Origin of the sequence: Candidatus Viridilinea mediisalina (genome assembly GCF_002532535.1) — a bacterium.
Taxonomy (GTDB): Bacteria; Chloroflexota; Chloroflexia; order Chloroflexales; family Chloroflexaceae; genus Viridilinea; species Viridilinea mediisalina.
This window is the reverse complement of record NZ_NQWI01000177.1, coordinates 1-6,867: the sequence shown is the minus strand read 5'-3', so window position 1 is coordinate 6,867 and position 6,867 is coordinate 1. Positions and strand designations below refer to the sequence as shown.

Genomic DNA, 6,867 nt, shown 5'->3' with positions numbered 1-6,867 from the left:
CAACGCCAGCAGAGCTTCATTGGTAACAAAAGGTAACAGAAGGTAACAGAAGGTAACAGAAGGTAACAGTAAGGTAACAGTAAGTAACCAAACAGTTACCGAGATTGTTACTTTCTGTTACCAACAAATCACTATACTCTACGATAGTGAGTAGCAAATACCTTTTGGAGATTGCCATGACCGCATTACCACCACCTTCTGACCTTGTTCGTCGGGCGATGGAAGCCGATCCGCAGGCGCTAACGGAATTGTACAAGTATTTTGCGCCCAGAGTGTATCGTTATGTGTATATGCGTGTAGGTGATGTTGACCTAGCGCAAGACATTCAGTCTGAGGTATTTGTGCGTATGCTAGAAAGCATTCACACCTACGAAGATCGAGGGTGGTCAATTAGCTCCTGGATTTACCGCATCGCGCAAGCGCGTACCATTGATATCATGCGTGGCAAGCGACGGCGGCAGTGGATCGATCTCGAAGAAGAGCAGATTTTAGCTGATGGGCCCGAAGAGGCCTTGTTGGCAGAACTTGAACATCATGTCTTACGTAAAGCCATGAAGCATCTGTGCGAACCACAACAGCGCGTGATCCTGCTGCGCCATGTCTATGGCCTATCGATTGAAGAAACAGCGCGGCAAATGGGACGTAATGTAGGCTCAGTGAAAGCCCTCCAACACCGCGCACTCACGCGCTTGTCCCTGTTGATGCAGGTCGAGCTTGGCGAGCATACAACGTAATCTCGTTCAATGTTCGACAGTCGGCATGGCCTATGCTAGAATAAATCGCCCGCGTGACCCCAAGACGCCAATGGAGGAAGCTGATGCGAATCGAGCGAAATTTGGGCATGGATCTTGTACGCGCCACTGAAGCTGCTGCCCTACGCAGCGGGCGCTGGATGGGCCGTGGCGATAAAATTAGTGCTGACCAAGCGGCAGTTGATGCAATGCGCTTTGCCCTTGATGGTGTGCCAATGAATGGTGTGGTTGTCATCGGTGAAGGCGAAAAGGACGAAGCCCCTATGCTCTATGTCGGTGAGCAGGTTGGGGCCGGTGATGGCCCTGAAGTGGATATCGCCGTTGATCCGGTGGAAGGTACCACCCTGCTGGCTGAAGGTATGCCCGGTGCGATTGCCGTCATTGCCATTGCCGAACGGGGTGCCCTGCACAATTGGCAAGGCATTGCCTACATGGATAAGCTTGCGGTTGGCGAACGCGCCAGAGGGGTGATTGACATCAATGCCCCCGTCTCCTATAACGTGCGCGCCGTCGCCCGTACCCTCAATAAGCAGATTGAAGATGTGACGGTGGTTGTCCTCGATCGCCCACGCCACACAGACCTCATCCGCCAAATTCGTGAAACTGGCGCTCGCATCAAGCTCATCCTCCATGGCGACGTTAGTGCTGGGATTATGACGGCAATTGAAAATGCTCCCGCCGATATCCTGATGGGCATCGGTGGTGCCCCTGAAGCGGTTATTACCGCTGCCGCCCTCAAATGTATGGGTGGCGAGATGCAGTGCAAAATTTGGGCCCGCAACGAGGAAGAGCGCAACATGATGACTGAACTCAACCTTGATGAGCGCCAAGTTTATACCGTCAATGATCTCGCCAAAGGTGAGAATATCTACGTCGCTGCCACCGGCATTACCACCGGCGAATTCCTGAGCGGCACCGAATACTTTGGCGGTGGTGCCCGTACCCACAGCGTCGTGATGCGCTCCCGCTCTGGGACTATTCGCTACATTGATGCGACCCATCGCTGGGATAAACTGATGCGGATCTCCAATATGCCCTACGGCGATTAGGATGTTTTGGCGTGGTGGTGCGAGCTACGCTCGCACCACCACGCCAATTATTTTTTTGCGATGGCTTCAGGCTCTCTCGGATGTAGCGCCTGTTCTTCTGTTCCACTGTTCTTCTGTTCTTCTCCATGGCTATAACGTTACGTACCCATTTAGCCCAATCACCTGCTCTTGCCGCTGCAATGGCCCTTGCTACCGGCGGTCTGGTTGGTGGTGCTGCGGCTTTTGGCCCGCTCTATGCCCTCGCTGGCATCTTTGGCCTGCTTGTTGGTCTGGCCATGCTGACCTCAACCACAGTGGGCATCCTTGCGGTCTTCGCCATTATTACCATCCTACCCTTTGGTACCTTGCCCTTTCGGGCGATCATTACGCCCAATTTCCTAACCCTTGCCCTCGTCGCTCTCAGTGCCGTCTGGGTGCTCCGCATGCTCGCCCGCCCCGATGCCTACGATCTGCGCGTTACCCCCTTGGGCCTGCCCATCTTTGGCTTTTTAGGGCTGACCTTCTTCTCCCTGATCTTGGGTGCCCGTGGCCTGCCCGATACCAGCACGCTCCATAATTACGTCAAGTTCACTCTGGGCGTCCTGCTCTTCATCAGCATCGTCAACTGCGTTCGCACCCGCGCAGAAGCGCGCACTGCCCTGCGCGGCCTGCTGATCAGCGGTGGCATCGCTGCCTTCGTTGGGCTTGCCCTCTGGGCCATGAGCGACCGGATCGCCCTACAGATTCTCGTCGCCCTCGGGCGCATCGGCTACCCCACCAGCGGGCGCGTCCTCCGCTATGTCGAAGATGATGTCCACGGCCTCGAACGGGCCATTGGCTTTTCAGTAGACCCCAACAGCTTTGGAGGGATGCTTGCGCTCATTGTGGCCCTCGGCGCGGCCCAATTGGTCGCCCAACGGCCCATTATGCAGCGTTGGCTGCTCGGCCTGCTCGTCGCTACCATGAGCCTCGCGCTCATCCTTACCTTCTCGCGCACCGCACTGATCGGCCTGATCGCCGCTGCCGCCTACCTCGCCACCCTACGCTACCGCCGCCTCTGGTGGCTGATGCTTGGCGGAGGCGTGCTTGGCGGAATTCTACTGCTCGCCCTTGGATTCGCCGACGAATTCATCAACCGCTTCATCAGCGGCATCCAATTCCGCGACCAAGCCCAACAGATGCGCCTCGCCGAATACGAGAACGCCCTCGCCATCATTGCGCGCTACCCCGCCTTTGGCATCGGCTTCGGCCAAGCCCCCGACCTCGACCTCACCGCTGGCGTCAGCAGCATCTACCTCGCCATTGGCCAACGCATCGGACTCATCGGCCTAGCCGCCTTCCTCGCCACCGTCGCCACATGGTTCTACCAAACCATCCGCGCCCTACCCCAACTCGACGAAGAGCGCAGCAGTTGGGTACTTGGCTGCCAAGCAGGCATTGTCGCCGCCCTCGCCGTCGGCATCGCCGACCACTACTTCTTCAATATCGAATTCAGCCACATGGTCGCGCTCTTCTGGGGTACCATGGGCTTAGGCATGGCGATGGCCGGGGATTTGGAGGAATCAGGGTAAATCTGATCAAATTGTTCACACTCGCCCCTTTATCCCAACTCCGAGCAGTCTGGTGGATGCCAACCTACAATAGTCCAATGCCGACGTGCGATTACTTGATGAGGACGATTGAGATCCAACGCAAGCACCGTAGCCCTCCCAATTGGAGTTACACCAATGATGAAAAACCCATCATTGCTCCAAAGGAAGTGATCGCCCCACCGCTGAGTGCGAGGATTGTACAGCGCAACTCGTTCGCCTGTATCAGGATCAAGCGCAGTATGCTGCGCTCCTTTGCGTTCATTGCATTCACGACATGAACGCCAGAGATTTAAGCGATCAGTTGATCCTCCAGCAGCAATCGGCTGAATATGTTCGATACTCAGTAAACTACCTGTAAATCGTTCATCAGTCTGACAATAGCCGCAGCGATGCCCAGCATCAACTAGAATCTGCGCCATTAACTGGACTGGAATATAACGACGGCTCATGATGTGGGCATAGGCAACTGATCCACTGTCGGGATTTGCCTGCCTCGTTGATGTAGCAAGACAAAAGCATGCGCTTTTCGTACCATCAGCGCCTCATTTGCGGCACAAAGTAAAGTAAGTTGGTCTTGTTGTTCAATAGTAAGCTCTGATACTTGCTTGAGCGCAATCAATTCATCAATCTTCTCATTGCGTGACGCAGGAGCAAGACTCAAAGCAATAGCTTGCAGCGCTTCATCGGAAAGTTGATCCATTGCACTCAATTCTGTCTGAAGTTCCACTGGAAGCAAGGCGGTAAGATAGGGCGGTAAGGTACGCTCAAGTGCCTGTGCAACTAGCTTGTCAACAGATTGATCGGATGTACGCGCAGCAGCCTCAAGTTGCAAGAAGATTGGTTCAGGTATGGTAAGTGTAATTGTACGTAGACTCATATTTTCATCCTTGAGGTGTAGTTTTAAAAATACATTTTCAGCTTTACAATTCACTAGCGCGTAGTGACACAGTGCTACTATGTCGCTACGCGCTACTCAAACACCAACCAGAAGGTGACCCTACGCTCACCAAATCCTACTTCCACCCACCCACGACATCAAAAATCGCCCGATCATGCATCGGGTTGGGTACCGTCGTTTCGGGTTGATTCAGCAGGTACTCTGCCATCTCGTTGAAGGGGCGGATACAATCCTCTTTGCCTTCGCCCTCCATCTCAAAGAGTGTCTTGCCCGCCAAACGCGAACGACGGATGAGGTCGTGGTAGGGTACGCGCCCCATGATCTTGGTGTTGACCGTCTCGACAAACTGTTCGAGCAGGCTGGTGCCACCAAAATCGGGGTCAACCCGGTTGGCAATCAGCCCCGCCATGGTCACTTTGTGGCGCTGATTCTTCTGGGCAATCGCTAAACAGAGCCGGTTGGCCGCGAAGATGCTGTCAAAGTCGTTGCAAGCAATGATCATCCCGTAGTCGGCATAGTTCAGCGGGGCCGAGAAGCCGCCACAGACTACGTCGCCCAGAACATCAAAGAGGATGACATCATACTTGTGGTAGAGCCCGAATTCCTTGAGCAACTTCACCGTCTCGCCTACCACATAGCCACCGCAACCACTGCCCGCTGGCGGCCCCCCCGCCTCCAACGTATCCACCCCGGCAAAGCCGGTCATAATCACATCTTCTCGGACAACATCCTCAATGTGAAAATTTACCTGCTCAAGCACATCAATGACCGTCGGTTGCAACATTCCGGTCAATGGGAAGGTACTATCATGCTTGGGATCACAGCCAATCTGTAGCACCTTCGCGCCCTTCAGGGCCATGGCTGCCGAAAGATTGGCACTAGTCGTAGACTTGCCAATACCGCCTTTGCCGTACACCGCGAGGATGAGGGACATAGCCAATTCCTTACTTAGTCTCTTCGTATCTGTAGGTTGCTGGAAGGGCTACGCCCTCCCAAATTTGCTATGAAAGTTCTGGGCCGCACCGCGAACCATCCCTAACACCTATTTCCTATTTTCTCGTTTCTACTTCCTTCCCTTAGCGCTTCAACGGTCGCTCAAATTCCTGCTCGTATACCTCAGCGGTATACTCCAACGCCCGGTAGACATAGCCCGGAACGATGCGCCCTTCGAGACGACCATGCAGATCGCGCACAAAGACAAGGTTGCGTAGCAGTTTCTGTTCGATGACGCTGCGTGCAAACTCTAGCCCTTTGGGCCCTTTGGTGCGCTGCATCCAGGCTACAAATTTGCGTATGGGTGCCGCAGGGCGCACTTTCGGACGGCGCAGCATACCAATGTAGGCTTTGATGCCTGGCCGACGATTGCCCCCTTCGCTGTAGGTGCCCAACTCTAGGTGGGGCCGCAACAGTTCAAACAGTTCTTCACCACGCTCGGTACGCACAAACATCCACTGCCAACGCTCTTCGGGCGGCAACGGCGCACCCAAATAGCCCACCGTCAGATCGGTCAGGCCATTCTGGTAGTCGAAACAGCTCATACACGCCGCCGGGAACATCGCCCGCTCGCCCCCCAAGCCGCTCACGTCCAGATCAACAAAATTGACCTTCTCAATCGTGCCGTTCTCATGGCGGAACCAGACCCGGAAGTCCTGCATGAATTCCTGATGGACTACCGTATCAGGCGATTTGGACGCGATCTTCAGGAAGCGCAAGAGGTCAGGGTAGGATGTATTGTCGGTGCAGGGCAGGCCAATCACATAGAGCCGCTCAAGGCCCAATTCGTCCTCAAGGGCGCGTAGGGCATGCACTTGGCAGCCCGTGCCGATGAAGGCGATACGCTTCAGCCCACTGGCCCGCACCTGATCCAGAATTTCCAAGTTGGGTGAAATGCAGGGCTTATTGCCCGCACTCGCTCGCACCTCTTCAGGCGTGCGCGCCAACACCGGCAACGGAGCCCAGCGCGTACCCGGGGCTGCATGGGTGCAGATCACCCCTTCAACCAGCCCCTGCTCCAGCAGCAGCGCCCCCATAGTGGTGATGACCCCACTCCACTGCGCCTCATAGTTCACCGGGCGCATGCGGATAACATGGATCGCTCGTGAAATACCAAAAAGCAACTCATCGCCATCGCGACGGTTGCGTCCGTGCAACTTCAGTTCCAGTTCCTCGTGCTTGTTGTTCACAAAGACACAAGACTGGGCCATCTTTGGCCGCAACTCACCCCCACAGATGCCGCAGTCACTACAGAGCTTCGGTCGCCCCTTGAAGCGCTCCGCCTGCGAGAGTAAGGCGATTTCGTGGAGCGGACGAACGGTCGTGGTCGTCATAGCCGTCTTCTAGATTCTAGGTTCTTACTGGTGGTCGCATTGTACCATAGCCATGTTGCGCCCATGTGCATGAAGCTTAGGGCTGCCGCCCTTCAACCCGCTGTTGGGATTACGCCCCAAACCCGCTTTTTTGTTAGCGCGAAGAAGTTCTGTGCCGCGCCGCTTGGCTTCGACAGGCTCAGCCAGCGGCGTTGGAGTGCCGACTTATGGTCTTCCAGTAAATAATCCGCTAACCAGACCTCGCAAATCTGGCATATCTATCAGGTCTAG

General features: G+C 55.2%; 7 protein-coding genes. 3 read left to right on the top strand and 4 right to left on the bottom strand.

The features are described from left to right. Positions 1-176 precede the first annotated feature (176 nt). From CJ255_RS20530 to CJ255_RS20520, 3 genes are all read left to right on the top strand, one after another. Positions 177-734, top strand: coding sequence for an RNA polymerase sigma factor (locus CJ255_RS20530; protein WP_097645945.1), 558 nt, complete (start codon positions 177-179; stop codon positions 732-734). Between the two features lie 83 nt (positions 735-817). Further along, positions 818-1,801: a class II fructose-bisphosphatase gene (gene glpX / locus CJ255_RS20525; protein ID WP_165774855.1), complete on the top strand. Its 984-nt coding sequence runs from the start codon at positions 818-820 to the stop codon at positions 1,799-1,801. Positions 1,802-1,926: 125 nt separating this feature from the next. Further along, positions 1,927-3,351: an O-antigen ligase family protein gene (locus tag CJ255_RS20520; protein ID WP_097645944.1), complete on the top strand. Its 1,425-nt coding sequence runs from the start codon at positions 1,927-1,929 to the stop codon at positions 3,349-3,351. Positions 3,352-3,380: 29 nt separating this feature from the next. On the opposite strand, the gene CJ255_RS20515 is transcribed toward CJ255_RS20520, so the two are convergent. From CJ255_RS20515 to CJ255_RS20500, 4 genes are all read right to left on the bottom strand, one after another. Continuing rightward, entirely contained in the window at positions 3,381-3,821 is a 441-nt protein-coding gene (locus CJ255_RS20515) for an HNH endonuclease (RefSeq protein WP_097645943.1), read from the bottom strand. Then, positions 3,818-4,249 carry a hypothetical protein gene (locus CJ255_RS20510; protein ID WP_097645942.1) on the bottom strand — a complete coding sequence of 144 codons (432 nt, stop codon included), beginning with the start codon at positions 4,247-4,249 and terminating at the stop codon, positions 3,818-3,820. The genes CJ255_RS20515 and CJ255_RS20510 overlap by 4 nt, the downstream gene beginning before the upstream one ends. A gap of 136 nt (positions 4,250-4,385) precedes the next feature. Next, positions 4,386-5,204: a ferredoxin:protochlorophyllide reductase (ATP-dependent) iron-sulfur ATP-binding protein gene (bchL, locus tag CJ255_RS20505; protein ID WP_097645941.1), complete on the bottom strand. Its 819-nt coding sequence runs from the start codon at positions 5,202-5,204 to the stop codon at positions 4,386-4,388. 142 nt (positions 5,205-5,346) lie between these two features. Further along, positions 5,347-6,597: a Coenzyme F420 hydrogenase/dehydrogenase, beta subunit C-terminal domain gene (locus CJ255_RS20500; RefSeq protein WP_097645940.1), complete on the bottom strand. Its 1,251-nt coding sequence runs from the start codon at positions 6,595-6,597 to the stop codon at positions 5,347-5,349. Positions 6,598-6,867: the final 270 nt, after the last annotated feature.

Bases quoted from the DNA above. Each gene is read 5' to 3' on its own strand.
- bchL (WP_097645941.1), bottom strand. From the start codon at position 5,204: ATGTCCCTCATCCTCGCGGTGTACGGCAAAGGCGGTATTGGCAAGTCT.
- CJ255_RS20515 (WP_097645943.1), bottom strand. From the start codon at position 3,821: ATGAGCCGTCGTTATATTCCAGTCCAGTTAATGGCGCAGATTCTAGTT.
- CJ255_RS20530 (WP_097645945.1), top strand. From the start codon at position 177: ATGACCGCATTACCACCACCTTCTGACCTTGTTCGTCGGGCGATGGAA.
- CJ255_RS20520 (WP_097645944.1), top strand. From the start codon at position 1,927: ATGGCTATAACGTTACGTACCCATTTAGCCCAATCACCTGCTCTTGCC.
- CJ255_RS20510 (WP_097645942.1), bottom strand. From the start codon at position 4,249: ATGAGTCTACGTACAATTACACTTACCATACCTGAACCAATCTTCTTG.
- CJ255_RS20500 (WP_097645940.1), bottom strand. From the start codon at position 6,597: ATGACGACCACGACCGTTCGTCCGCTCCACGAAATCGCCTTACTCTCG.
- glpX (WP_165774855.1), top strand. From the start codon at position 818: ATGCGAATCGAGCGAAATTTGGGCATGGATCTTGTACGCGCCACTGAA.